Annotated in this window: 23 protein-coding genes; 9 read left to right on the forward strand and 14 right to left on the reverse strand. The window is 76.2% G+C overall.

What is annotated here, in order from left to right:
* Window positions 1–4: 4 nt before the first annotated feature.
* From D7I43_RS00335 to D7I43_RS00370, 8 genes are all read right to left on the reverse strand, one after another.
* Complete coding sequence (locus D7I43_RS00335; protein WP_120326312.1) at window positions 5–901, reverse strand: S1 family peptidase; 897 nt, start codon at window positions 899–901, stop codon at window positions 5–7.
* A gap of 79 nt (window positions 902–980) precedes the next feature.
* Window positions 981–1,811 (reverse strand): metallophosphoesterase family protein, encoded by an 831-nt coding sequence (locus D7I43_RS00340; protein WP_120326313.1) that lies wholly within the window; start codon window positions 1,809–1,811, stop codon window positions 981–983.
* 161 nt (window positions 1,812–1,972) lie between these two features.
* Window positions 1,973–2,545: a nucleosidase gene (locus D7I43_RS00345; protein ID WP_240032720.1), complete on the reverse strand. Its 573-nt coding sequence runs from the start codon at window positions 2,543–2,545 to the stop codon at window positions 1,973–1,975.
* 112 nt (window positions 2,546–2,657) lie between these two features.
* Window positions 2,658–3,533: an SMP-30/gluconolactonase/LRE family protein gene (locus tag D7I43_RS00350; protein WP_120326315.1), complete on the reverse strand. Its 876-nt coding sequence runs from the start codon at window positions 3,531–3,533 to the stop codon at window positions 2,658–2,660.
* The gene (locus tag D7I43_RS00355) at window positions 3,524–4,450 is read right to left on the reverse strand and encodes a hypothetical protein (protein WP_204985110.1); all 927 of its coding nucleotides are present in this window, start codon (window positions 4,448–4,450) and stop codon (window positions 3,524–3,526) included. The genes D7I43_RS00350 and D7I43_RS00355 overlap by 10 nt, the downstream gene beginning before the upstream one ends.
* Window positions 4,444–5,589, reverse strand: a complete 1,146-nt coding sequence (gene dgoD / locus D7I43_RS00360; RefSeq protein WP_120326316.1) for a galactonate dehydratase — start codon at window positions 5,587–5,589, stop codon at window positions 4,444–4,446. Before dgoD ends, D7I43_RS00355 begins: the two co-directional genes overlap by 7 nt.
* Window positions 5,590–5,689: 100 nt before the next feature.
* Window positions 5,690–6,397, reverse strand: a complete 708-nt coding sequence (locus D7I43_RS00365; RefSeq protein ID WP_120326317.1) for a FadR/GntR family transcriptional regulator — start codon at window positions 6,395–6,397, stop codon at window positions 5,690–5,692.
* 39 nt (window positions 6,398–6,436) lie between these two features.
* On the reverse strand, window positions 6,437–7,195 hold the full coding sequence (locus D7I43_RS00370) for an SDR family NAD(P)-dependent oxidoreductase (protein WP_120326318.1): 759 nt from the start codon (window positions 7,193–7,195) through the stop codon (window positions 6,437–6,439).
* Window positions 7,196–7,337: 142 nt separating this feature from the next.
* On the opposite strand from D7I43_RS00370, the gene D7I43_RS00375 reads away from it, so the two are divergent.
* The 4 genes from D7I43_RS00375 to D7I43_RS00390 are packed head-to-tail and all read left to right on the forward strand — an operon-like array spanning window position 7,338 to window position 12,478.
* On the forward strand, window positions 7,338–8,633 hold the full coding sequence (locus D7I43_RS00375; protein WP_120326319.1) for an ABC transporter substrate-binding protein: 1,296 nt from the start codon (window positions 7,338–7,340) through the stop codon (window positions 8,631–8,633).
* A 1-nt stretch (window position 8,634) separates the two neighbouring features.
* The gene (locus D7I43_RS00380; RefSeq protein ID WP_240032721.1) at window positions 8,635–9,576 is read left to right on the forward strand and encodes a carbohydrate ABC transporter permease; all 942 of its coding nucleotides are present in this window, start codon (window positions 8,635–8,637) and stop codon (window positions 9,574–9,576) included.
* Complete coding sequence (locus D7I43_RS00385; RefSeq protein WP_240032722.1) at window positions 9,573–10,397, forward strand: carbohydrate ABC transporter permease; 825 nt, start codon at window positions 9,573–9,575, stop codon at window positions 10,395–10,397. Before D7I43_RS00380 ends, D7I43_RS00385 begins: the two co-directional genes overlap by 4 nt.
* Complete coding sequence (locus D7I43_RS00390) at window positions 10,394–12,478, forward strand: alpha-galactosidase (RefSeq protein ID WP_120326320.1); 2,085 nt, start codon at window positions 10,394–10,396, stop codon at window positions 12,476–12,478. Before D7I43_RS00385 ends, D7I43_RS00390 begins: the two co-directional genes overlap by 4 nt.
* 45 nt (window positions 12,479–12,523) lie before the next feature.
* On the opposite strand, the gene D7I43_RS00395 is transcribed toward D7I43_RS00390, so the two are convergent.
* Window positions 12,524–13,123: a class I SAM-dependent methyltransferase gene (locus tag D7I43_RS00395; protein WP_147427215.1), complete on the reverse strand. Its 600-nt coding sequence runs from the start codon at window positions 13,121–13,123 to the stop codon at window positions 12,524–12,526.
* 107 nt (window positions 13,124–13,230) lie between these two features.
* Window positions 13,231–16,275 carry an Hsp70 family protein gene (locus D7I43_RS00400; RefSeq protein WP_120326322.1) on the reverse strand — a complete coding sequence of 1,015 codons (3,045 nt, stop codon included), beginning with the start codon at window positions 16,273–16,275 and terminating at the stop codon, window positions 13,231–13,233.
* A gap of 180 nt (window positions 16,276–16,455) precedes the next feature.
* Between D7I43_RS00400 and D7I43_RS00405 the strand changes: the two genes are divergently transcribed.
* Window positions 16,456–17,148, forward strand: coding sequence for a response regulator transcription factor (locus D7I43_RS00405; RefSeq protein WP_120326323.1), 693 nt, complete (start codon window positions 16,456–16,458; stop codon window positions 17,146–17,148).
* Window positions 17,141–18,154, forward strand: a complete 1,014-nt coding sequence (locus D7I43_RS00410; RefSeq protein WP_120326324.1) for a sensor histidine kinase — start codon at window positions 17,141–17,143, stop codon at window positions 18,152–18,154. The genes D7I43_RS00405 and D7I43_RS00410 overlap by 8 nt, the downstream gene beginning before the upstream one ends.
* A gap of 81 nt (window positions 18,155–18,235) precedes the next feature.
* Here the strand turns inward: D7I43_RS00410 and D7I43_RS00415 are convergent, their stop codons facing one another.
* From D7I43_RS00415 to D7I43_RS00425, 3 genes are read right to left on the reverse strand one after another with little or no spacing between them, the layout of a single operon-like run.
* A complete protein-coding gene (locus tag D7I43_RS00415) occupies window positions 18,236–18,913 on the reverse strand; it encodes a class I SAM-dependent methyltransferase (protein ID WP_120326325.1) in 678 nt (225 codons plus the stop codon).
* Entirely contained in the window at window positions 18,910–19,590 is a 681-nt protein-coding gene (locus D7I43_RS00420; RefSeq protein ID WP_120326326.1) for a TIGR04282 family arsenosugar biosynthesis glycosyltransferase, read from the reverse strand. The genes D7I43_RS00415 and D7I43_RS00420 overlap by 4 nt, the downstream gene beginning before the upstream one ends.
* Window positions 19,587–20,285 (reverse strand): glycosyltransferase family 2 protein, encoded by a 699-nt coding sequence (locus D7I43_RS00425; protein ID WP_120326327.1) that lies wholly within the window; start codon window positions 20,283–20,285, stop codon window positions 19,587–19,589. Before D7I43_RS00425 ends, D7I43_RS00420 begins: the two co-directional genes overlap by 4 nt.
* 145 nt (window positions 20,286–20,430) lie before the next feature.
* Here D7I43_RS00425 and D7I43_RS00430 point away from each other — a divergent pair, with 145 nt between their 5' ends.
* Window positions 20,431–21,819, forward strand: coding sequence for a hypothetical protein (locus D7I43_RS00430; RefSeq protein WP_120326328.1), 1,389 nt, complete (start codon window positions 20,431–20,433; stop codon window positions 21,817–21,819).
* 119 nt (window positions 21,820–21,938) lie between these two features.
* Here D7I43_RS00430 and D7I43_RS00435 read toward each other — a convergent pair whose 3' ends face one another.
* Window positions 21,939–23,003 carry an NAD-dependent epimerase/dehydratase family protein gene (locus tag D7I43_RS00435; protein WP_120326329.1) on the reverse strand — a complete coding sequence of 355 codons (1,065 nt, stop codon included), beginning with the start codon at window positions 23,001–23,003 and terminating at the stop codon, window positions 21,939–21,941.
* Window positions 23,004–23,282: 279 nt separating this feature from the next.
* On the opposite strand from D7I43_RS00435, the gene D7I43_RS00445 reads away from it, so the two are divergent.
* Both D7I43_RS00445 and D7I43_RS00450 read left to right on the forward strand, forming a co-directional pair.
* Window positions 23,283–24,632 (forward strand): molybdopterin-dependent oxidoreductase, encoded by a 1,350-nt coding sequence (locus tag D7I43_RS00445; RefSeq protein ID WP_120326331.1) that lies wholly within the window; start codon window positions 23,283–23,285, stop codon window positions 24,630–24,632.
* The gene (locus D7I43_RS00450) at window positions 24,625–25,116 is read left to right on the forward strand and encodes a hypothetical protein (RefSeq protein WP_120326332.1); all 492 of its coding nucleotides are present in this window, start codon (window positions 24,625–24,627) and stop codon (window positions 25,114–25,116) included. The genes D7I43_RS00445 and D7I43_RS00450 overlap by 8 nt, the downstream gene beginning before the upstream one ends.
* The last annotated feature ends 98 nt before the right edge of the window (window positions 25,117–25,214 follow it).

The raw sequence follows: 25,214 nt of genomic DNA on the forward strand, positions 1-25,214 counted from the left end.
GCCGTCAGGGGATGGTCAGCCCGTACGCGGCGAGGATCTCGCCGATCGGCTGGTAGAAGCTCGTGCCGCCGCTGGTGCAGTTGCCGCTTCCGCCGGAGAGGAGACCGATGATCCGGCCCGTGGCGGCCACGTAGAGCGGGCCGCCGCTGTCGCCCGGTTCGGCGCAGATGTTGGTGCGGATGAGGCCGTACACGGCGCCCTCGGCGTAGTTGACGGTCTGGTTCAACGCCGTGATGACGCCGCACCGCACACCGGTGGTGGACCCGCTGCGGCAGACCGCCAGGCCGATGGTGGCGCTGGCGGTGCCGGTGACGGTGAGCAGGCCCGGGTAGGTGTACACGGCGCTCGGGTGGGCGACGGTGCCGGTGTAGCGCACCACGCCGTAGTCGTTGCCGGGGAAGCTGCTGCCGGTCCGCACGCCGAGCACGGTGGCGCCGGCGGGGTCGGCGTACCAGGTGCCGGCGATGCTGGCGCAGTGACCGGCGGTGACGAAGTACCAGGTCGTGCCGCTGCGTACGTTGGCGCCGAGCGAGCATCGGCCACCGCCGCCGTAGATGGCCTGGCCACCCGCGATCAGGGTGCTGAGGCGCCCGGGTTCGTGGCGGAGCACGGCGCCGGCCCGGGCCGCGGTGTCCCGCAGCGCGGCCAGGTCGCGGCCGGTGACGGTGTCGTCGACGGTGAGGGTCATGCGGCCGGTGGCCGGATCGAGGCCCCAGGTCGTGCCGGCGGTGTGGATCTCGGCGAGGATCCGGGCCGCGGCGGCCGGGTCGGGCCGGGCCTGCGCGGCGGCCGGGTCGGGCCGGGCCTGCGCGGCGGCCGGGTCGGGCCGGGCCTGCGCGGCGGCCGGGGTGCCGACGAGCAGGGCGGTCAGGACGAGGACGACGAGCGGGAGTCGACGCATCGGACCTCCTACCAATCGTTGATTGTCGATGCGTTCCCAGCATCCGCCCGGTCGGCGGGGTCCACAAGCCCCGGTGCGGTCAGGGCGCGGGCAGCACCACCCGGGGCAGGGCGGGGGTGCCGCGGGGACGCCACTCCCGCGGGTAGCCCAACGACACCTCCTCGAAGCGGACGCCGTCGTGCCAGGTCGTCCGCGGGATGTGCAGGTGGCCGTAGACGACGGCCGTCGCGCGGAAGCGCAGGTGCCAGTCGGCCGTGCGCGTGGTGCCGCACCACTGGGCGAACTCCGGGTGGCGCAGCACCCGGGTCGGCTCCCGCACCAGCGGGAAGTGGTTGACCAGCACGGTCGGCAGGGTCGGGTCGGTGGCGGCGAGCCGCCGCTCGGTCCACGCCACCCGGGCCGCGCACCAGGCGTCCCGGCTCGGGTACGGGTCGGGGTGCAACAACACCTCGTCGGTGCAGATCACCCCGGCGTCGTACGCGCGGCGCAGCGACTCCTCCTTCGTGGACGTCCCGGGGGCGTGGAAGGAGTAGTCGTAGAGCACGAACAGGGGTGCCACGATCACCGGGCCGCCCGGGCCGGACCACACCGGGTACGCGTCCTCGGGAGTGTGCACCCCCACCTCCCGGCACATGTCGACCAGCGCCCGGTACCGGGCCTCGCCCCGCAGCGGGACGGGATCGTCGCGCAGTGTCCACAGCTCGTGGTTGCCGGGCGCCCAGACCACGGTGGCGAACCGGTCGCGCAGCGACGCCAGGGTGTCGCGGACGTCGGCCACGCGCTCGGCCACGTCACCGGCGACGATCAGCCAGTCGTCGTCGGACTCGGGGCGCAGCCCGTCGACGATCGCGCGGTTGTCGGCGTACCGCACGTGCAGGTCGCTGACCGCGAGGAGCCGGCCCCCGCTCACCGCGCCCGTCCCCCGTCGGCGAGGCCACGCCCACCGAACCGTCGTACCCGCACGCCCGCACCCCCGGCTCCCACCCGCGTGATCATGACGTTAGCGGCAGCGGCACCGGCGTGTCGCCCCCGCCAACCTCATGATCGCCGGGGTGGCGGGGGTCGGGGCGCTCAGGGCAGCTCGTGTCTCACCCAGGCGGCGAGGTCCCGGGCGCAGTCGTCGACGGCGTCCCGCCAGGCCCGGTCGGCGCCCTCGCCGGCCTCGTCGCTGACCCGCTTGACCATCCGGCAGGGCACGCCGGCGCGGGCCGCCGCCCAGGCCACCGCGTACCCCTCCATGTCGACCAGGTCCGCCCGGCGGGCGAGCCGGGCCCGGGCGTCCTCGTCGGCCACGAACGTGTCGCCGGTGGCGAGCACCGCGGTCCGCGTGCCGAGGGTCAGCGGCGCGCCGTAGACCTGGCCGGTGAGGGTGCGCAGCAGCTCGGTGTCGAGGTCGTGCTGGAGCACCGTGCCGATCTCGTGGAGGCCGGCCCACCCCGGGCGCAGCGCCCCGGCGGTGCCGAGGTTGAGCACCAGGCTCGGTTTCGGGCCGGACGCCAGCACGGTCGCCACCGCGGTCGCCGCGTTGACCTTGCCCATGCCGGTGAGCAGCACCGGCAGGTCGTCGCCGAGATGCGCGGCCTCCTCCTGCACGGCAAGCACCAGCAGCGGCGCGTCGGCCCGGATCTCACCCCGAAGAATCACGGGGCGCATCGTACGGTCCGGCCGGGTCGCGGCCGCGGGCGGACGCCGGCGCGGCGACCGCCGTCACCCGGGGCGGCGTCACCCGCCGGACACGCGGCGCGGGCGTCCACGGTCAGCCGGCGGCGACCGGCGCGGCGGGGCGTCCGGCGACCGGCACGTCCACGGCGAGCAGCGCGCCGTCGAGCGGCCCCGGGTCGGCCAGGCCGTACCGGGCGGTGGTCACGAACAGCCGGCGCAGGCCCGGCCCGCCGAGGCAGACGCTCGTCGGCTGCGCGGCGGGCAGCCGGACCTCGCGGTCCAGCGTGCCGTCCGGCCGGTAGCGGCGCACCGCGGCGCCGCCCCACAGCGCCACCCAGAGGTGGTCCTCCGCGTCCACCGTCATGCCGTCCGGTGCGCCCTCGGCGGGGTCGAGCCGCAGGAACGGCGCACGGTCGCCGAGCGCCCCCGTGGCGGGGTCGACGGTGAAACGGTCGACGTGCCCGCGCGGGGTGTCGGCGAGGTACAGGGTGGCGCCGGCGCCGTCGAACGCGGGACCGTTGGCGATCGTCAGCCCGGTCACCACCGGCACCGGGGCGGCGCCCGGGTCCATCCGGTAGAGGGAGCCGCCGCCGGGCACCCCCGCGTACGTCATGCTGCCGACCCAGAACCGGCCCCGCGGGTCGGCGGCCCCGTCGTTCATCCGCACCGGCTCGCTCCGGCCGCCCTCCAGGTCGGCGACCGGCCGCCGCCCACCGTCGGCCGTCAGGCGGACGACGCCGGTGCCGGCCGCGGCGAGCCACTCCCCCGGCCGTCCCGCCACCGGTGCGACGGCGCCCAGGGGGACGTCCAGCCGCAGCAGCTCGGCCAACGGCGCGGGGCGCGCGGCGTCGGTGGTGAGCAGCCGCCCGGCGAGCAGGTCGACGAGGACCAGGCGGTCGTCCACCCAGCGGGCTCCCTCGCCCAGCTCCAACCGGTCGTCGCTCCACGCGGTCGGCTCGGTCAGCTCCATCTCTCCTCCTCGTGACGCGGCGGGACACCCGGGGCGGGCCGGTCCGGTGCGGTGGCCGGCCGGTGGGCGGAGACGGTCAGCCGCCAGGCGACCTCCCCGGTGGACGGCACGGTCGCGGCGTCGTCCGGCCCGGCGTCGGCCAGGTCGAAGGCCGCGCCGAGCATCGGTTCGACGCCGACGCTGCGGTAGGGGCGGCCCTCGGGCCAGCCCCGCAGGTTGCGCCAGAGCCCGAGGCCGCGAGGCTGGTCGGCGCACTCCAGCTCGAACGTCAGCACGTCGGGCGGGTCGACGACCCGGACCCGGGAGCAGCCCACGAGCACCGCGCCGACGGCGGTGCCGTCGTCGGGACCGAGCGCGTCCAGCGCCAGCCCGGCCGGCGCCGGCCAGTCACCGGTCAGCCAGGGCCGTCCCGACGGCCACGCCCCGGGCGGCAGCGACGCGGCGGCCTCCGGGTGCAGCCGGGTCGGGGTGCCGGCGGGCGCGTCCAGGCGGGCGGCCGGCGACAGGTCGAGCAGGGCGTGCGCCGCCCAGAGGAACCGGTAGCCGGGGTCGGCGGCGAGACGGTAGTCGGCCACGACGGCCCCGGAGCGTACGGCGATCCGGCGGGTGAGGGCGAAGCGCGGGCACTCGACGACCGCCTCGCCGGGGCCGGTGTCGCGCCACGGCCGGGACCAGGCGTCCCCGTGGTCGGGCGTGCCCCGCACGGTGGGCACGCACTCCTCCAGCCCGCCGGCGTCCACGAACGCCGCGCCCGGCGACACGGTGTCGCGGCCCGGCTCCGGCCCCCGCCAAAGCCACTCCCTCCCGCCGCCGCGCAGGCTCGTCCAGCGCCCGCCCAACGCCGTGTCGACGTCCACCCGCAGCGGCACCGTCCCCGGTGGAACCGCACCGGCGGGCGTCGCCGGTGCGCTCACCATTCGGCGAAGGAGCCGTCGGGGTGGCGCCAGACCGGGTTGCGCCAGGCGTGCGGGGACTGCCCGGCCCGGCGGACCGCCGCCTCGTCGATGGTGATGCCGAGCCCGGGCCGGTCGAACCGGAGGATGTGCCCGTCCACGAACCGGAACGGCTCCGGGTCGACCAGGTAGTCCAGCAGCTCCGAGCCGGCGTGGTAGTGGATGCCGATGCTCTGCTCCTGGATGAGGAAGTTCGGTGTCGCGAAGGCCACCTGGAGGCTCGCCGCGAGCGCGATGGGCCCGAGCGGGCAGTGCGGGGCGAGCAGCGCGCCGTACGTCTCGGCGAGCGCGGCGATCCGCCGTACCTCGGAGATGCCCCCGGCGTGCGAGAGGTCCGGCTGCACCACCGACACGCCGGCCTGCAGCGGCGCGAGGAACTCCGACCGGCCGTAGAGCCGTTCGCCGGTGGCGACCGGCACCGGCGAGCAGGTGACCACGTCGCGCAGGTGGTGGGCCTGGTCCGGGAGCAGGGGCTCCTCGACGAAGAACGGGCGCAGCGGCGCCAGCTCCGGCAGGATGCGGCGTACGGCGGCGAGCCCGGCCCGGCCGTGGAAGTCCAGCGCGATGTCCCGCTCGTCGCCGAGCACCGCCCGGGCGGCGGCCACCCGGGCGACCACCGCGTCGATCTCGGCCGGCGTGGGGATCGGGGAGAGCTGCCCGGAGGCGTTCATCTTCAGCCCGGTGAGCCCGGCCGCCACCTGCGCGGCCGCCGCGTCGGCGATCTCACCGGGCTCGTCGCCGCCCACCCAGGAGTAGATGCGGACCCGGTCGCGGACCGGGCCGCCGAGCAGGGCGTGCACCGGCACCCCGTACGCCTGCCCGGCGATGTCCCACAGTGCCTGGTCGAGCCCGGCCACGGCGCTGGAGAGCACCGGGCCGCCCCGGTAGAAGCCGCCCTTCGTGAGCACCTGCCAGTGCTGCTCGACACGCAGCGGGTCCTCACCGAGGAGGTACTCGGCGAGCACCTCGACCGCCGTGCGGACCACCTCGGCGCGGCCCTCCACCACGGGCTCGCCCCAGCCGACCAGGCCCGTGTCCGTCTCCACGCGACAGAACAGCCACCGCGGCGGGACCAGGAAGGTCTCGATCCGTGCGATCTTCACCGGACCCGCCGCCCGTCCGGGACCGCCGGGCTCGCAGTCCGCGCGCGCACCGCGTCGCCTTCGCCGGTGACCGCGGGGCTCGCCAGCTCACTCCGCGCGTTCACCGCGCCGCCCCGCCGCGGACCTTCTCCACGTCCCGGACGGCCTTGGCGAGCAGGTCCCGCATGGCGCACTCGGCCGCGCCCTCGTCCCCGGCGCGGATCGCGTCGACCACGGCGCGGTGGCTGGGGACCGGGTCGTCGTCGCTGTCGCGGCCGTGGACCAGCCGGTCGCGCTCGGCGAGCCCGGTCTTCATCACCACCTCCATGCGGACCAGCAGCTCGTTGTGGGTGGCGGCCAGCAGCGCGCGGTGGAACGCGAGGTCGGCCTCGACGGCGGCGACCGGATCGCCGTGCGCGTCGGTCATCTCCCCCAGCGCGGCGTCGAGGGCCGCCACGTCCTCGGCCGTGGCGCGGGCGGCGGCCAGGCGCGCGGCGGCCGGCTCGATGATGCCGCGCACCTCGTGGAGCTGGTCGATGAGCAGCGGGTCGGCGCCGTCGGCGAACTGCCAGCGGATCACGTCGCCGTCGAGCAGGTTCCAGTCGGCGCGGGGCCGTACGAAGGTGCCGCGCTTCTGCCGGGCGTCCACGATGCCCTTCGCGGAGAGCACCTTGAGCGCCTCGCGGAGGGCCGTGAGGCTGACGTCCAGCTCCTCCTGGAGCGCGGCGATGTTCAGGGTGGCGCCCTCGGCGATCTCGCCGGTGAGGATGCGCCGGGCGATCACCTCGACGGTCTGTCCGTGGACGCCACGGCCTGCGTACTGTGCCAATGCTCTTCGCGCCTTCTTCGCTCGTCGGTCTCGATCTGTTCAGGCCGAGGCTTTCACCGCGGTCCAGCCGCCGTCCACCACGAGGCTCGTGCCCGTGACGTACGCGGCGTCCGGCGAGGCGAGGAACGCCACCGCGGCGGCGACCTCCTCGGGCGTGCCGAACCGCTTGGCGACCGTCTCGGCGACGCTGCGGCGGCGGTCCTCCTCCCCGATGCCGTCCCAGGCGCCGGTGAGGATGGGGCCGGGCAGGACGCTGTTGACCCGCACCCGCGGCCCGTACTCGACGGCCAGTTGGCGGCCGAGGGCGACGAGCGCGCCCTTCGCGGCGGCGTACGCCGGCCGGCCCGGCAGCCCGACCAGCGCGTGCACCGAGGAGAGCAGCACGACCGCGCCGGAGCGCGCGAGCAGGTCGTCCAGACAGGCCCGTACGCCGAGGAACGCGCCCGTGAGGCTGACCCCGAGCTGGTGGTCCCACGACGCCCGGCTGGTCCGGTGCGCGGGCGCCACCTCGACGGCGTACGCGTTGTTGACGAGGATGTCCACGGGGCCGAGCCGGGCGCGCACCGCCTCGACGGCGACGGCCCAGTCCGCCTCGTCGGACACGTCGGCCACGACGGCGAGCGCCTGCCCGCCGGCGGCGGTCAACTCCTCGGCGACCGGCGCGGGATCGCGGACGTCGAGCAGGGCGACGCGGGCGCCCTCGGCGGCGAGCCGGCGCGCGACGGCGGCGCCGATCCCCCCGTGGGCGCCGGTGACCACCGCTGTCCTGCCGTCGAACCGGCGCGCGTGGGGATCCATCGACCACCTCGGAGTCGTTTAACCATTAATTACGAATACATCTTGACAGCCGGAGCGGGCCGGATGCAACCTTCTGGTCACACCGTTAACAGGACCGACACAGAGCCCGCGCGGCGGCGTGTCGATGAGGAAGGGACCTCCCGTGACCGACTTCGATCCCGGTCGCCGCCGATTCCTCGGCAACCTCGGCCTCGCCGGCCTGGGCGCGCTCGGCGCCGGTTCGCTTCTGAGCGCGTGCGCCAGCTCCGCCAGCGGACCGGCCAAGGGCGACTCCTCCGGCGCCGTCACCCTTCAGTCCAACCTCTCCTCGCCGCAGGCCAAGACGGCGATCGAGAAGCTGATCGAGACCTTCAACAAGCAGGGCAAGGGCACGGCGACGGTCAACACCATCGCCTCCGAGACCTTCCGCACCCAGCTGCCGACCTACCTCACGTCGGCGAACCCGCCGGACGTGTACACGTGGTACGCGGGCTCGGTGGCCAACGACTACGCCAGCAAGGGGCTGCTCCTCGACGTCTCCGACGTCTGGCAGGGGCTCGGCGAGTACCCGCAGTCGCTGCGGACGCTCTCCACCGACGCCACCGGCAAGCAGGTCTTCGTACCGATGACCAACTACTGGTGGGGCTTCTTCTACCGCAAGAGCAACTTCGCGAAGTGGGGCGTGCAGGAGCCGAAGACCTGGGCCGACTTCCTCGCGCTCTGCGAGACCCTCAAGGGCAAGGGCGTCCCCCCGATCGGCATCGGCCTCGGCGACACCCCCTGGGTGGCCTCCGCCTGGTTCGACTACCTGAACATCCGCATCAACGGCGCCCCGTTCCACCGCGACCTGCTCGCCGGCCGCCAGCGCTTCGACGACCCGAAGGTCAAGGCGGTCTTCACCCGCTGGCGCGAGGTGCTGCCGTACTTCGACCCGAAGGGCAAGGCGTACCCCTTCCAGGAGGCGACCACCGCGCTGCTGGCCGGCAAGACCGGCATGTTCCTCATCGGCACGTTCTTCGCCGACGCGGCGCCCAAGGACGCCCTCGGCGACCTGGACTTCTTCCGCTTCCCGATCATCGATCCCGCGGTGCCGGTCGCCGAGGAGGCGCCCACCGACGGCTTCTTCGCCAGCGCCAAGACCCGCAACCCCGACGGCACGAAGGCGCTGCTCACGTACTTCACCACGGCCGAGGCGCAGGAGGAGTACGTCCGGTCGAGTTCGGGCATCGTGCTCCCCGTCCACCCGAAGGCGAAGGCCGCCGACTCGCCGCTGGTGAGCAAGGGCAAGGCGATGCTGGCGAGCGCCGCCGAGCTGACCCAGTTCTTCAACCGCGACTCCAGCGACGCGCTCCAGCCGACGGCCGACACCGCGCTGACCAAGTTCATGGACAAGCCCGACCAGATCGACGCGATCCTGCGCGAGTGGCAGGCGGGCGCCGAGAAGGTCTTCAAGGGCTGACGTGAGCGTGTCCACCATCGCCGAGACAGCCGGGACGGAAACGTCCACGGTGGCCGGCACACCCCGGCGACGGCGACGGTCGCAGCGACTGTCGCCGCTGCTGGTGGCGTTCGTGCTGGTGCCCTTCGCGGTCGAGAGCATCTGGGTGTTCTGGCCGGCGCTGCAGGGCTTCTGGTTCTCGCTGACCAGTTGGGACGGCCAGACGCCGCCCGAGTTCATCGGCATCGACAACTACGCCGAGCTGGCCGGGGACGCCACCTTCCGTGGCGCCCTCGTCAACACGGTCATCTGGCTGGTGCTCTTCGGCGGACTCTCCGTCGTGGGCGGCTTCGGGATGGCGCTGCTGCTGCAACGCGAACGGCGCGGGGTCGGCTTCTACCGGGCGGCGCTGTTCACGCCGGTCGTCTTCTCGCTGGTGGTGACCGCGCTGGTGTGGCGGGTCTTCTACCAGCCCGACGGCGTGGCCGACCAGATCCTGCGCGCCGTCGGACTGGAGCACCTCGTCCGGGCCTGGCTCGCCGACCCGCAGACCGCGCTGTACGCGGTGATCCTGCCGGCGCTGTGGCGGCAGATCGGCTACGTCATGGTGCTCTTCCTGGCCGGGCTCAAGGCCATCGACCCGGCGCTGCACGAGGCCGCCCGGGTCGACGGGGCCAACGGCTGGCAGCGGCTCTGGCGCGTGACGATCCCCCAGCTCAAGGGCGTCAACGCGGTCGTGCTGTCGGTCATCGTCATCGACTCGCTGCGCTCGTTCGACATCGTGTGGTCGCTGACCCGTGCCGGCCCCTACCACTCGTCGGAGCTGCTCAGCACGTACATGTACTCGGCCGCCTTCCAGAGTCTGCGGCTCGGGTACGCCTCGGCCATCGCCGTGGTGATCTTCGTGCTCGCCCTCGCCGTCATCCTCGGCTACCTCGTCCGCGCGTTCCGGGAGGAAGCGTGATCCGCAAGCTGCGCACCGGCACCTTCCACACCGGGATGACGCTGCTCTCGCTGCTCTGGCTCGCCCCGGTGCTCTGGGTCGTGGTCATGTCCGTCCGCAGCTTCGACGACATCGCCACCAACGGCGTGGGCAGCCTGCCGCACTCGTTCACCCTCGACACGTACCGGCAGGCCTGGACCGACGGCGGCGAGCTGCGCGCGCTGGTCAACAGCCTGCTGGTGACGGTCCCGTCGGTGCTGCTGAGCCTCGGGCTGGCCGCCGTCGCCGCGTACGCGCTGAGCCGCTACCGGATCCCCGGGCGGCGGACCATCCTGCTGCTGATGCTCGCCGGCAACCTGCTGCCGCCGCAGATCCTGCTCATCCCCGTGCAGAAGTTCAGCGAGCTCACCGGCCTGTACGACACGCTCTGGGCGCTGATCGCCGTACAGGTCGGCTTCGGGCTCGGCTTCTACACGTTCGTGCTGCACGGCTTCATGCGGGACCTGCCCGGCGAGATCCAGGAGGCGGCGACCATCGACGGCGCGGGGCCGGCGCAGATCTTCGCCCGTGTGATGCTGCCGCTGACCCGGCCGGCGCTGGCCGCCCTCGGGGCGCTGTCGTTCACCTGGATCTTCAACGACCTGCTGTGGGCGATCACCGTGCTGCGCACCGACGACCGGATGCCGGTCACCCCGGCGCTGCTCGCGCTCCAGGGCCAGTTCGTCTCCTCGTGGAACGTGATCGCCGCCGGCACGGTGATCGCGGCGGTGCCGACCGTCGCGGTCTTCCTGCGCTTCCAGCGGCACTTCATCTCGGGGCTGGCGATCGGGGCGGTCAAGTGAGCGGGGACGCGCGGCGGTGGACGCTGCGCGGCGCGCACACCGAGTACACGGTGACCGTGCCGGCGCACGGGCGCTGGCTGGAACTCGTCGCGTGGGGGCCGCACGGCGTCGCCGACGGGCCCTCCCCCGTCGCGTACGACGGGCCGGTGCCGTTCCTCACCGCGGGCGACGCCGCCCCCGTCGAGTACGCCACCGACGCCGACCGCCCCTTCACCGGCGCCGACCTGGTGGTGGAGACGGCGACCGGGCACCGGCGGGTGGGCTTCGGCTTCACCGGCGCGGCGCACGACCCGGCCGCCGGAACGCTCGCCGTCACGTTCGACGATCCGGTCACCGGGCTCCGCGCCGTGCTGCGCTACGCCGTGCCGGCCGGCGCCGACGTCGTACGCCGCTGGGTGGAGCTCACCAACACCGGCGCGGCGCCGCTGCGGCTGGTCCGCGCCGGCTCGGCCGGGTTCTGCGTGCCGACGCCGCACGGCGCGCTGCTCAGCCACCAGTGGGGCCAGTGGGCGCAGGAGTTCCAGCTCGACCACGTCGACCTCGGCCACGGGGCGTTCACGATCGGCAGCAGCCAGGGGGTGCCCGGCCACCTGCACGTGCCGTGGCTGGCCGTGCGGGACCGGGCCGAGCCGGACGGGTCGGTGTGGAGCGTGGCGGTCGCGTGGACCGGCTCGTGGGAGATCACCGCGGAGCGCGACACGGGCGGGCTGACCCGGGTCCGGGCCGGCCGCCGGCTGCCGGACGGGCCGCTGGAGCTGCCACCGGGCGGGGATCTCACGCTGCCGGAGGTGGTCGGCGCGTACAGCCCCGACGGGCTGGACGGGCTGGCCCGGGTCTGGCACCGCTACCAGCGGCTCCTCGCCGGGGACCGGCTCACCCCGCGGCCGGTGCTCTACAACTCGTGGGAGGCGACGTACTTCGCGGTCGACGCGAAGAGCCAGCTCGAACTCGCCCGGATCGCCGCCGACCTCGGCGTGGAGACGTTCGTGGTCGACGACGGCTGGTTCGTGGGCCGCGACGACGACACCGCCGGCCTCGGCGACTGGACGCCGGACCCGGCGGGCTTCCCCGACGGCTTCGAGGCGTTCGTCGCCGAGATCCGCGCGCTCGGGCTGCGGTTCGGGCTCTGGGTGGAACCGGAGTGCGTCAACCCCCGGTCGCGGCTGTACGCCGAGCACCCCGACTGGGTGTACCAGGTCGACGGGCGGCCGCTCACCCCGATCCGCAACCAGTACCTGCTCGACCTCGGCCGGCCCGACGTCGCCGAGTTCGTCCACTCCACCCTCGACGGCCTGCTGCGCCGGTACGACATCGCGTACCTGAAGTGGGACTTCAACCGGCCGCGGACCGAGCCCGGCCGCGTCGGCGCGGACGGGCCGCGCGACCTCGACGGGGCGCACGTGACCAACCTGCACCGCATCTACGAGCGGCTGCGCCGGGACCACCCGCACGTGCTCGTCGAGTCGTGCGCCGGCGGCGGCGCCCGCACCGACCTGGCCATGGCGGCGCGGGCCGACATCTTCTGGCCCAGCGACAACACCGGCCCCCTGGACCGGCTCGCCATCCAGTACGGTTTCCTGCACGCCAACGCCCCGCACCTGCTCAGCTCCTGGGTGACCGACGCGCCGGGGCTGTTCGACCCACGCCCGCGGTCGCTGGCGTTCCGGTTCGTGCTGGCCATGGCCGGTGTGCTCGGCGTCGGCGCGGACATCCGGCGGTGGACGCCGGAGCAGCGCGCCGAGGCGGCCGGGTGGATCGCCCGCTACAAGGACGTCCGCGAGGTCATCACGCACGGCGACGTGCACCTCGTCGGCGGGCCGGACCAGCCCCGCTGCGCCGTCCAGTACACCTCACCGGACCGGCGGCGGGTCGTCGTGCTGGCCTGGCACACGGGCCGGTCCGACGGCCCGGGGCTCCTGCCGTCGCGTCCCGTACGGCTGCCCCTGCGCGGCCTCGACCCCGACGCGGGCTACCGACACGGCGAGCGCCGCTACTCCGGCAGCCACCTCACCGCCGTCGGGCTGCCGGTGACCTGGACGCCGGACCACGACGCCGAGCTGATCGTCCTGGACCGGGAGTGACCTCGCGCCCGCCCGGCCACCCGCCCGGGGTGGCCGGGCGGCCCGTCACCGCACCGGCGTGCCGGCCACGCAGGTGAGCACCCGCCCCGCGCCGCTGCGCGCGACGGTGGTGGCCGTCGCGAAGCCGTGCGCGCGCAGCAGGCCCTCGACCGAGGTGACGATCGCCGTCGGGCTCGCGGACTCGGGGCGCTCGCCGAACACGTAGAGCGCGCCGCCCGGGGCGAGCAACGTCGTCATCCGGTCGATCTGCGCGGCCTCCGCGCCCAGCCAGAACAGGTTGACGTTCACCGCGAAGATCTTGGTGAAGTGGCGCTCCGGCAGCTCGGCGGACTCGAACGCGGCACGCCGGATCTGGGCCCGGCCGGCGCGGACGTGGTCGGCGTTGCGTTCCGTGGCCAGCCGCACCATCGTCGCCGAACGGTCGATCGCGACGATGGTGCCGGTCGTGAGCCGCTCGGCGACCAGCGAGACGGCGGCGCCCCGGCCGCAGCCGATCTCCAGCACCCGGTCGTGCGGCGCCACGGCCATCGTCTCCACCGCCCAGCGCTGCCGCCGTGTCGCCACGGTCGTCCGCACCGACTCCGGCGGCAACGTCACCTTCCCGGCGGCGGGACCCGCGCCCAGGATCGGTAGGGGGCATCTCACGCGGTCACTCACATCCACAAACTCGAAGGCGTCCGTCGTCACCCGTCCGCCTACCCCTGCCGGGCGTGACGATGCCACGTCGGGCGCGAAAAGGCCACGCCCTCGCGTCAGTCCGGTGCGAAACGGTAGATGACGAAGTCCTTCTCGGCGCCGCAGACGATGACCCGGGTGTTCCAGGAGCAGCTGCTGCTGCGTACGCCGGGAAGCTGGCCCAGCTCCGCGGCCACCTCGCCGTTCTCGGCCCACACGCCCGCGAGGCTGCGGTCGTCCTCGAAGGTGCTCGGCGGCTTGTCGAAGACCAGCAGGTTCCCGGCGTCGAGCCGGGCCGCGACGCCGCGCCGGTCGCGCAGCAGCGGCGTGCCCGTCGCGTCGAACAGGGTGCTGGTCGCCGACGAGTCGCCGGTGCGGACGAGCAGCCGCTCGCCCAGCGGCACGAGCACCGTGGCGTCCGGCGCGCCCCAGCTCTTCGCGGCCTTCCCCTCGGCCGCCGCCACCACGGTCGTCTCCTCGGCCTTCCCGTCGGGCACCTCCAGCAGGCAGGCCCGGTGTTCGCCGCAGGCCACGAGCGCCTTCGGCCGGCGGCGCTCGTCGGGGGCGCGGTAGAGCACCACCGGCTCCGCCGAGAGCGCCGTCAGGTCGTACGCGAGCAGCTGGTAGCCGCCCTCGTCGGCGGCCACGTAGAGCCGGTCCTCGTGTGCCACCACGAGGTCGTCGAGGTCCGCGACGTTGCCCCGCTGGCCGACGATCCCCCCGCTGTCCATGTCGAGCACCCGCACGGAGCGGTCGGCGCCGACCTGGACCAGCCGGCGTCCCTCCCCCTGCCACGGGTCGCGCGGCCCACCGTCGAGGTACGCGGGACCGGCCGCCGCCTCGTCGGTGTGCACCGGCAGCACGGTGGTGCGGGCGCCGTCGTACTGGTCGCGGGGATTGGGCCGGCTCCACGCCTCCCGGCCGGTGCGCAGGTCGAGGCCGACGACCCGCTTCTCCGTCCGGTCCACCAGGACCGCCGTCCGGTCGGTGAAGTAGACCTCGTCGTCGCCGCGGACGGGACGGCTCCAGCGTTGCGTGCCGGAGCCGCCGTCCAGCACCACCATGTCGCGCGGAGTGCTGGTGCCCGGGGCGTCGGCGAACGCGACCACGGCGCCGGGGACCGCGACCAGCCGGTCCCAGTCGGCGGCGGTGACGCCGGTCGGCTCGCGCCACAGCCGCTTTCCCGTCCCGGCCTCCACGGCGGTCACCACGAGCCGGCGGTCGGCGCCGGGGAACGCCAGGTAGGCACGGTCCCTCAGCACGGCCGTCCACATGCCGGAGGGGCGCTCGTCCCCGGCCGCCGGGCGCTCGACCTCCGTGAGCGAGTCGAACTCCAGCCCCGGGTAGCGGTCCCGGGTCAGGTAGAGCACCGCCGCGGTGGTCACCCCGGCAAGGGCGACCACGGCCCCGAGGGCCACCCACCAGGCCCGCCGCCGGCCGGCCCGCGCCCCCGGGTAAGCCGGCCGGGGGCCGCCCGGGGCGTGCGGCGGCGCGTACGCCGGAGCGGGGCCGGCCGGCGCGTACGCCGGGCCGGGGCTCGCCGGGGCGGCGCTCGCGGGGCCGTACGCCGGTGCCGGGCTCCCGGGGGCGGCGCTCGCGGGCGCGTGCGGCGGGGCCACGTGCGGGTACGACGGCGGCGGGCCCGCCGGGGCCGGCGCACCCGGCAGGGTGGGGCCGGCGTCGACGAGGGTCCGGCCCGGCGTCCCGGCGTCCGGCAGGGTGACGCCGGCGCCCGGGCCGGGAACGCCGGCGTCGAGGAGCGTGGCGGCCGGGCCGGGCGCACCGGCCGCGGCGGCGGGCACCGGGGCGCTGCCCGGGGCGAACGCCGGGACGCCCTCCGGCCGCGTGGCGGTCCCCGGCGCGGGCGCGGCGGCCGGTGCCGCCTCGCCCGGTGCCGGCGCGCCGGGCGGCTGCTGCGCCCCGGCGGCCGGGCTGCCGGGCGGCGCCGCCGGGGCCGCGACGGCGTACGGTGACGCGTCGCGCCGGCGCAGCGGCAGGTCGGTCAGCGCGCCCTCGGCCACCGGAAGTTCCGGCTGTTCGAGGACGGTGGGCGCGATCCCCAGGTCGGCGTGGAGCATCCGGGCCACGAGCGGGATGCGGGAGGAACCGCCGACGAGGAAGAGCCCGGCGAGCCGGTCGGGCGTGAGGCCCGCCTCGGCGATCACCTCCCGCGCGGCGGACACGGCCCGTTCCAGCAGGGGCCGGGCGGCGTGCTCCACGTCCTCGCGGGTCAGCCGCACCGGCTCGGCCACCCCGGGCACCGCCACCGGCGCCACGCTGCCGCGCGAGAGCAGCTCCTTCGCGCCGCGTACGGCCTCCCAGAGCGCGATGGCGTCGCGGCGCCCCACCGCGTCGGCGGGGGCGGTCAGCCGCGCCCACCGCTGCGGGTGCCGGTCGGCCACCAGCTCGCCCACCCGGGCGACGAGCGCCGCGTCGACGTCGAGGCCACCGAGGTCCGGCAGCCCGCCGCAGGAGATCACGGTGAAGCCGGAGTCACCCCACGGGTCGGCGCCCTCGTTGCGGACCACGGCGACGTCGAGGGTGCCGCCGCCGAAGTCGAACACGGCGATCGCGCCGCCGACCGGCACCGGCCGGCGCAGCACCTCGGTGTAGTAGCGGGCGGCGGCCACCGGCTCGCGCAGCAGCCGGGTGCCCGGCGGTGTGGGGCCGGAGAGGGTGTGCTCGGCGGCCTGCGGCCAGCCGGCGCGCATCAGCGCGTCGCCGAGCACCTGCCGCCGGGAGTCGTCCCACGCGGCCGGGCAGGTGACCACGGCCGGCGGCAGGAAGCCGACCGCCTCGACCGCGGCCCGCCCCACGACGTGCAGCACCGCACCGAGCAGCTCCGCGGGCGCGACGTCGCGGTCGCCGAGGCGTACGGTCGGCTCGTCGATGCGCCGCTTCGGGTTCGGCTCGTACCGGGCCGGGTCGGCCTGGGCGAGCCGCCGGGCGTCCAGGCCCGCGTGCAGCCCGCCGTCCGGGTCGGCGTACACACCGGAGGGCAGGATCGGCTGACCGTCCACGAGCAACGGCCGGGTGCGCCCGTCGGGCCAGCGGAGCACCGCCACCGTGTTGGACGTACCGAGGTCGACACCGAGAGCGAAGCCCTCGTGCTGGCCTGCCATCTACCGATACCTCCGCCGTGACGATGCCCGACCCCGCATCGTACGCAGCCGCCACCGCCGCCCTGACCGGCCGGTCAGCGGCCCGGGACGCGCCCGCCGGGCGCCGGACGTAAGGAACCCGCAACATCTCGCCCCGGTCCCCCGGCGGGTGGCGTCGCTAGGCTGGCCCGGGAGGTGCGCGTGGGTCAGCGGGTGCTCGTGGTGGACGACGACCGGACGGTCAGCGACGTGGTCTGCCGCTACCTGGAGCACGCCGGCTACGAGGTCGACCACGTCGGCGACGGCCTGGCGGCCCTCGAGGCGGTGCGCGTACGCCGGCCGCACCTCGTCGTGCTGGACCTGATGCTGCCCGGCCTGGACGGGTTGCAGGTGTGCCGGCGGCTGCGGGAGCGGCCCGACGGCGTACCCGTCATCATGCTCACCGCGCGCGGCGACGAGGCCGACCGGGTGCTCGGCCTGCAACTGGGCGCCGACGACTACCTCGGCAAACCCTTCTCGCCGCGGGAGCTGGTGCTGCGGGTCGGCTCGGTGCTGCGCCGGGCCGGCGAGCCGCCGCCACCGGAGGCGGAGGTGTTCGTCGACGCCGGCCTGGAGGTGGCGACCGGGCCCCGGGTGGCCCGGCTGCACGGCCGGGAGCTGGCGCTGACGCTGCGGGAGTTCGACCTGCTGGCCCACCTGATGCGGCACCCGGCCCGCGCGTTCCGCCGCGCCGAACTGCTCGAACGGGTGTGGGGCTGGACGTTCGGCGACGAGTCCACGGTGACGGTGCACGTGCGGCGCCTCCGGGAGAAGATCGAGGACGACCCGGCGGCGCCGCGGCGCATCCTCACCGTCTGGGGTGTCGGCTACCGCTACCAGCCCCGCCATGCGTGACCTCGCGCTGATCTTCGCGATGGCCCTCGTGGCCGCGCTCGTCGTCGGGACCGTCGGCGCGCTCACGCTGCGGCTGCTGCGGCACCGGTCGATCACCGTCCACGTGTGCGTGCTGCTGACGGTCACGGTGGCGGCCGTGGCGGCGGGCGTCGCGGTGGTCGCCCAGGCCATGTTCCTGTCCCGGCACGACCTCCAGGTCGTGCTGCTCACGGTGGCCGCCGCGGCCGTGGTGAGCCTCGCCGTCGGCTGGTACTTCGGCCGGCGTCTCGCCGTCGCCGCGGTCTGGGCCGACCAGGCGCGCGAGCGGGAGCGCCGGATCGAGAAGGGCCGGCGCGACCTCGTCGCCTGGGTGTCGCACGACCTGCGGACGCCGCTGGCCGGCCTGCGCGCCATGGCCGAGGCCCTGGAGGACCGGGTGGTGGACGACCCGGCGACCGTCGCCGAGTACCACCGGCGCATCCGCGTGCAGACCGACCGGATGACCCGACTGGTGGACGACCTGTTCGAGCTGTCCCGGATCAACGCGGGCGCGCTGCGGCTCTCCCCGGCCGCGGTGCCGCTCGGCGAGGTGGTCTCCGACGCCCTCGCGGTCGCCGCGCCGCTGGCCGCCGCCCGCCGCATCACGCTGGTGGCCGCCGAGTCGGGCTGGCCGACCGTGCTCGCCAGCGAGCCGGAGCTGGCCCGCGTGGTGGGCAACCTGCTGCTCAACGCCGTCCGCTACACGCCCGAGGACGGCACCGTCCACGTCGACGCGGGCCGGGACCGGGACGACGCCTGGCTGGCCGTCGCGGACACCTGCGGCGGCATCCCGGAGGAGGACCTGCCGCACCTGTTCGACGTGGCCTTCCGGGGCGAGCCGGCGCGGACACCCCGCACCGGGGAGGGCTCCGGCGGGCTGGGCCTGGCCATCGTCCGGGGGCTGGTGGAGGCGCACGGCGGCCGGGTGGACGTGCGGAACGTCGGCGGCGGCTGCCGCTTCGTGGTGCGCCTGCCGGCCGCCGCCTGACGCGGGCACCGGCGCGGGGTCGACGGGGCGTGAGGTCGACGGGCGTGAGGGCGAGGGGCGTGCGCGGGTGCGCCGGCGCCGTCACCGGATCCGGCTGGCCGCCGGGGCCGGCGTGGCCGCGACGGCCAGTTCGCCGAACCAGCGGCCGTCGCGCCCGAACACGTCGCGCACCGTGAACCCGGCCCGGTGGGCGACGGGGTGCACCGCGCGGGTGTCCAGCCGGGCCCAGCGGAACGCGGGCCCCAGGGCGGGCCGTCCCGGGCGGCGCGGCGAGACCACCCGGGCCCGTCCCTGCCACAGCCCCGGTCCGGGCGGCTCCAGCTCCACGAGCACCGTGCCGCCCGCGTGCAGCAGCGCCCGGCAGCGGCCGAGCAGGGCCACCGGGTCGCCGCCGATGCCGATGTTGCCGTCGAGCAGGACGGCGTGCGCCCAGCGCCCCTCCGCCGGCAGGGCGTCGAACAGGTCGCGGTGCAGCGCCACGGCGCCGCGGGCGCGGGCGGCGGCGACGGCGTACGCGCTGACGTCCACCCCGACCGCGGTGACCCCGGCGCGGGCCAGGGCCACGGTGAGCCGTCCCGGGCCGCAGCCGAGGTCGAGGGTCGGGCCGGTGCAGCGGGCGACCACGGCGGCGGTGGCCGGCTCGGCCGGGCCGTGCCAGCGGCGCACCGGCAGCCGGTGGCGGGCGCCGTCGCCGTGCAGGAGCCAGTGGCCGTCGGTGCTCCCGCCGAGCAGGGCCGCCGCGAACCCGTCGGCGCTCACCCCCGCCCCTCGGGGATCAGCGCGCGGCGGACCGCGTCGACCTGACGGGCGAACCGTCCCGCGGGCGCCTCGGCGGCCACGGCGAGCGCGTCCGGCCACTCGTCGACGTCGCGCACCAGCGGCAGCGCCGCGGCGCGCACCCCCTGCTCACGCAGGGCCGACCAGGTGAGCCAGCCGGTCCGCGGCGTCGACATGGGCACCGTCCGCAGCACCGCGGCGTGGCGCGGGTCCCGCAGGCCCAGGGCCCACCAGCCGCCGTCGAGGGCAGCCCCGAGCACCGCCTCGGCGCGCTCCAGCCGGCGTACGGCGGCGGTGAGCGCGGCCGGCGTCACCTGTGGCGTGTCCATGCCGACCTGGAGCACGGGGCGGTCCGGGAAGGCCGCGGCCACCTCGGCGTACGCGGTGGCGAGCCGGTCACCGAGGCCGCTGCCCCGCTGCGCGAGCACCGTCCAGCCGTGCAGGGACGTGACGAGCCCCGCGGCGTCCTCGGCGTCGGTGAGCCGGCCGGCGCAGGCGAGCACCGGCGTCACGCCCGGGGTGGCCCGTACGGCGTCGAGGGTGTCGCGCAGCGCGGCCGCGGCGATCCGGGCGGCCTGCACGGGGTCGGCCGGCGGGCAGAGCCGGGTCTTCACCGCGCCGGGCACGGGCGCCTTCGCGGCCACCAGCAGGACGGTCATCGGGAGCCGTCCACGGTGCGCAGCACGCCGGCGAAGTCGCGGGTGGCGCGCAGGGTGCCCCGGACGGACCCGGAGACCTTCGAGCGGGTGCCGGCGGCCCGGGGCGCGTACCGGACGTCGAGCTCGTGGATGCGCCAGCCGGCGGCGGCCGCCCGGACCAGCAGTTCCAGCGGGTACCCGAACGCCCGGTCGGTGACGCCGAGGGCGAGCAGCGCCTCGCGGCGGGCCACCCGGATCGGGCTGAGGTCGCGCAGCGGGACGCCCCGCCGGCGCAGCAGTGCGGCGACCAGGGCGGTCCCGGCGCGCGCGTGCCACGGCCACGCGCCCGCCCCGACCGGCCGGCGGCGGCCCACGGCCAGGTCGGCGACCCCCGCCGCCACCGGCGCCACCAGCGCCGGCAGCTCGCCCGGGTCGAACGACCCGTCGGCGTCGAGCACGCAGACCAGGTCGGTGCGGGCGGCCTCCAGCCCCGTGTGCACGGCGGCGCCGTAGCCCCGCCGGGGTTCGTGGACCACGCGGGCGCCGTGCCGGGCGGCGACCTCCGGCGAGCCGTCCCGGGAGCCGTTGTCGACCACGATGGCCCGGTAGCCGGGCGGCAGGGCGGCCAGCACGCCGGGCAGCGCGGCGGCCTCGTCGAGGCAGGGCAGGACCACGTCGATCCGGGGTGGCGCGCCGTCGTCGAAGCAGGTCGGCATACGGCCGACGCTAGGACGCGACCAGGGCGTCCGGGGCCGGAACGTCCTTACCGAACGCTTACCGCACGGGCGATTCTTACCGGACGGTGACGGCGTGGCCGTTCGCCCACCGGAGGGTCCCGTGCCGCCGTACCGTCGCAGGGTCATGGCCACCGCACCCGTACTCGCCGACGCACCGGGCCGGACCCCGGCGCACCGCGACCGGGCCGACCTGGTGGTGCTCGCGGTCGAGGCCGCGCTGCTCGCCGCCGCGGTCGGCGTCGGGATCGTGCTCAACGCCCGCGGCGTGGGTCTGTACGCGGACGCCGCGCCGCTCTACGCCACCTGGCGACCCCACGCGGGCTGGGGCACCCCGGCCGCGCTGCTGGTCGCGGTCGTCGTGCTCGCGTGGGGTGTCCGCTGGGCACGCACCGCCCGGTGGGGCGCCCTGCTGGCCGCCGGCTGGCTGGCGTCGGTCGCCTGGACCCTGTCGCTGGCCCTGGTGGACGGCTGGTCGGCGGGCCTCACCCGACGCCTGACCGTGCAGGCGGAGTACCTGCACGAGGTGCCGGGGGTCGGTGACGTCGCGGGGCTGCTGGCCGGGTTCACCGGCCGGATCCTCGACTTCCAGCCGGACTCCTGGTCCACCCACACGGCCGGCCACCCGCCCGGCGCGCTGCTGCTGTTCGTGTGGCTGGACCGGGTCGGCCTGGGCGGCGGCACGGTCGCCGGCCTGGCCTGCGTGCTGGTCGGGGCGACGGTCGCCGTGTCGGTGCCGGTCACCCTGCGGGCCCTCGGCGCGCCGGACGCCGCCCGGGCGGTGGTGCCGTTCCTGGTGCTGCTGCCGGGCGCGGTCTGGGTGGGCGCGTCGGCCGACGGGATCTTCGCGGGCGTGGTCGCCGCCGGTCTGGCGCTGCTGGTCGTCCGGGGACCGGTCACCGCCCTGCTCGGCGGCGTGCTGCTCGGTTTCGCCCTCTACCTGTCGTACGGGTTCGTGCTGGTCGGTGTGCTGGCGCTGGCGGTGCTCGCGCTGCGCCCGGCGGCCCGGCTGCGGGCGCTGCTGGCCGGCGCGGCCGGGGTGGCGGCCGTGGCGGCGGCGTTCACGCTCGCCGGCTTCCGCTGGTGGGAGGGGTACGAGCTGGTCGTCGCGCGCTACTACCAGGGCTGGGGCGCCGAACGTCCGTACGCCTACTGGATCTGGGCGAACCTGGCGGCGCTGCTCCTCTGCGCCGGGCCGGTGCTCGGGCCGGCGCTGCGCCGCGCCGTGTCGGGCGTCGTGGCCGCGGCGCGCACCGGCTGGCGCCGGGCGGCGCTGGCCACCGGGGTACGCGCGGCCGGGCCGGTCGTCCTGCTGCCGCTGGCCGCCGCCGTGGCGGTGGCCGGCGCTGACCTGTCCGGGCTCAGCAAGGCGGAGGTGGAGCGGATCTGGCTGCCGTTCGCCGTCTGGCTGCTGGTGGCCGCCGCGCTGCTGCCGGCCGGCGCCCGCCGCTGGTGGCTGGCCGGGCAGGCGGCCACGGCGCTCGCCGTCAACCACCTGCTCTGGACGGTCTCCTGACGGTCGCCGGGCGGGCCGCGCGGCCCGGCCGGGGACGCCGGCCGCGGCGAGGCGGAGGCACGCCGGTCGCCCGGACGCGGGCCGGGCGCACGCGGGCCGGCCCGCGCGGGCCGGTGCGGTCAGGCGGGGAGCGCCGCGGGTTCCCGCAGCGGGTCGGTGGCGAAGGCCGACACGCCGTCGGCGAAGGCCACCCGGGCGGTGTAGCCGAGCAGGTCGGCGGCGCGGCCCGGGTCCGCCACCACGTGCCGCACGTCGGCCGCGCGGGCGCCGCCCACCACGAGCGGCGCGGGCCCGCCCATCGCCTCGGCGAGGGTCGCCGCCAGCTCGCCGACGGTGTGCGGCTCGCCGGAGCAGACGTTCACGGGCACCAGCGCCGCCACGGGCGGGGCCGCCGCGAGGGCCAGCAGGTTCGCCCGCGCCACGTCGGTGACGTGCACGAAGTCGCGCCGCTGCCGGCCGTCCTCCAGCACCCGGGGCGGCCGGCCCGCGGCGAGCGCGGACCGGAAGATCGAGGCCACTCCGGCGTACGGGGTGTCGCGGGGCATCCGTGGTCCGTAGACGTTGTGGTACCGCAGCGCCCACACTCCCCCGCCGGTCTGCCGGGCCCACGCGGCGGCCAGGTGCTCCTGCGCGAGCTTGGTGGCCGCGTACGTGCTGCGGGGCTCCAGCGGGGCGTCCTCGGGCACCAGCGCGGGGGTGAGCGGGTCGCCGCACCGGGGGCAGGTGGGGTCGTACCGGCCGGCCGCCACGTCCTCGGCCCGGCGCGGGGACGGCCGCACCACCCCGTGAGCGGCGCAGACGTAGCGCCCCTCGCCGTAGACCACCATCGAGCTGGCGAGCACGAGGCGGGACACGCCGGCCCGGTACATGGCGGCGAGCAGGACGGCGGTGCCGAGGTCGTTGTGTCCCGCGTACGCCGGCGCGTCGGACGGGTCGAGGCCGTGCCCGACCATGGCGGCCTGGTGGCAGACGGCGTCGACCCCGCGCAGCAGTCGGTCCAGCAGGCGGGCGTCGCGGACGTCCCCGCGGACCAGGTCGTGGCGGCGGGCCCACCCGGGCGGCTCCGCGCCGTGCGCCTGCGGCAGCAGCGCGTCGAGTGCCACGACCTCGTGCCCCTCGTCGGCGAGCAGGTCGGCGACCTGCGATCCGATGAACCCGGCCGCGCCGGTGACCAGTACCCGCATACGGGTCACCGTAGGCGGCGCGGGCGCCCGCCGAGCCGGTACGGCGCCTCGCGTAAGGAGTTCGCAACAGCTTCCGCCCCGCCGGCGCCCCGCCCCGCCTCGCCCCGCCTCGCCCCGTCGATCATGAGGTTGGCGGGGCGTTCCGTCCGGTCCGTCCCCGCCAACCTCATGATCGTCCAGGTGGGGGCGGTAAGCGTTCGGTAATGCGGCAAACCGGGCCGCCGGGGCCCCTGGTCGGCCACGATTCGAGAAGACGCCGGCCGACAGAGGAGGTACCCGGTGCCCGCGCCCGACCCGTCCACCCAGGACCCGGCCGACACGGGCCGCTACGGCGCGCCCCGGCGGCTGTGGCGGGCACTCGACCGGCACCGGCCGCCCGGCACCGACACGGTCACCAGGGGATGGCGCAGCCCGCTGCGGGGGCCGTGGCTGACCTCGGTGTACGGGCTCGCGCTGCTCGTCACGCTGCCCCTGGTCGTCGTCACCGGGCTGCTGGACTACGCCGCGTACGCGCCCCGGTTCGGGCAGGCGTTCCCGACCGACGTCGGCTGGCTGCGCCTGCCGTACTTCGACTGGCCCACCCGCCCGGCGTGGCTGTTCCGACTCACCCAGGGGCTGCACGTGGGGCTCGGGATCGTGATCGTCCCCGTGGTGCTGGCGAAGCTCTGGTCGGTGATCCCGAAGCTCTTCGACTGGCCGCCGGCCCGTTCGGTGGCACAGGTCCTCGAACGGCTCTCACTGCTGCTGCTCGTCGGCGGGATCCTCTTCCAGATCGCCACCGGGCTGCTCAACATCCAGTACGCGTACGTCTTCGGCTTCGACTTCTACACGGCGCACTACTTCGGCGCCTGGGTGTTCACGGCCGCGCTCGTCGTCCACGTGGTGCTGAAACTCCCCCGCCTGGTCACGGCGCTGCGGTCCCGGTCGCCCGGCGCCGAGCTGCGTACCCCCGTGGCCGCGACCCGGCCGGAGCCGCCCGACCCGGACGGGCTCGTGCCGGCGCGGCCCGGCCCTCCCACCGTCGGCCGGCGCGGCGCTCTCGCCCTGGTCGGCGGCGGATCGCTGCTGCTGGCCGCGCTGACCGTCGGGCAGAGCTTCGACGGCCCGCTGCGCCGCACCGCCTGGCTGCTGCCGCGCGGACAGGATCCCGGCGGCGGCCCCAACGGCTTCCCCGTGAACCGCAGCGTGGCGGCGGCCGGAGTCCGGCCCGAGGAGACCGGCGCCGCCTGGCGGCTCACGCTGCGCGGCGGCGGCACCACGGCCACCCTCGACCGGGCCGCGCTGCTGGCGATGCCGCAGCACACCGCGCGCCTGCCGATCGCCTGCGTCGAGGGCTGGTCGACGGTGCAGACCTGGACCGGCGTACGGCTGCGCGACCTGGCCGCGCTCGCGGGCGTGCCGGAGCCCGCGTCGGCGCACGTCCGGTCCCTGGAGCGCACGGGCCTGTTCCGGCAGGCCACGCTCCAGGGCAACCAGGTGCGCGACCCGGACTCGCTGCTGGCGCTGCGGGTCAACGGCGCGGACCTGTCGGCCGACCACGGCTTCCCAGCCCGGGTCATCGTCCCGGCGCTGCCCGGCGTGCACTGCACGAAGTGGGTGTCCGGCATCGACTTTCGCGCCGATGGCTAGGTGGCTCGCCCGGCTGCGGGCCGCGTACGGCGCCGGGCCCCGGCACCTGCTCGTCCTGCTGCTGTGCTTCGCCGTCACCGGCTGGGTGGCGCTGCGGGTGTCGGGCGAGGCGACGTGGGGACGGATGCTGCTCTGGTTCGTGGGCGCGGTGATCGTCCACGACCTCGTGCTCTTCCCGGTGTACGCGACGGCCGACCGGGCGCTGCGCGGCGTGCTGGGCGTGCGGACGCGGCCGGCGGGCGACGGCGACACCGAGCCCGACCCGCGCCGGCTCGCCCTGCTGAACCACGTGCGGGTGCCGGCGCTCGCCTCCGCGCTGCTCTTCCTGGTCTTCCTGCCCGGCCTGCTCGGCTGGGGCGCGGACACCTACCGGGCCGCGACCGCCCAGGAGCGGACGCCGTTCCTGCTGCGCTGGCTCGCGGTCAGCGGGGTGCTGTTCCTACTCAGCGCCCTGCTGTGGCTGCTGCGGCGCGCCCGCCGCTGACGGGGGGCGTTTCAGGCGGGCCTGGCGGGGAAGCACCGGGCGGTCCGTCGCGGCCACCGGGTCCGCGGCAGCACCCGAGGGGGTACGTCCATGGCAAG

Source organism: Micromonospora globbae (assembly GCF_003610785.1).
In the GTDB taxonomy this organism is placed as follows: Bacteria; Actinomycetota; Actinomycetes; order Mycobacteriales; family Micromonosporaceae; genus Micromonospora; species Micromonospora globbae.